This window comes from Vibrio sp. 10N.222.49.C9 (assembly GCF_041474985.1).
GTDB classification, from domain to species: Bacteria; Pseudomonadota; Gammaproteobacteria; order Enterobacterales; family Vibrionaceae; genus Vibrio; species Vibrio crassostreae_C.
The window spans coordinates 1-319 of the sequence record NZ_JBFRVD010000785.1; the positions used below are offsets into that span (position 1 = coordinate 1).

A 319-nucleotide genomic window follows, 5' to 3' on the forward strand; every position below is an offset into this window, starting at 1 on the left:
CCTTTTAATAGCTCTTCTTTGTAGCCAAATCCAGCGCTGGCTAATTCGTAAAAGTATCTAGGATTGGCCGCTTTTTCTTCTGGTAGCATTCCGCCCTCACCAGAGCAGATCCCTGTTCCTGCAAGCTCTGCCCCAGTGGCTAACGCAATCTTTGCTTCTTCGGATAAAGCGCCAAAGCTCATGTCTGAGACAAACAGCGGGATTTTCAGTTTAAGAGGTTTCTTGGCATTTGGACCAATGACGAGCTCTGTACCCACAGGAATATCCTCCATCAGTGGCTTAGTCGCCATCTGCGCGACCATGATCTGCAAGTCATCCC

General features: G+C 48.9%; 1 protein-coding gene. It reads right to left on the reverse strand.

Annotation, left to right across the window (positions count from 1 at the left end; translation table 11 throughout):
* A partial coding sequence (locus AB4585_RS25585) for a glutamate synthase-related protein (RefSeq protein ID WP_372171591.1) occupies positions 1-319 on the reverse strand: 319 nt, incomplete at both ends.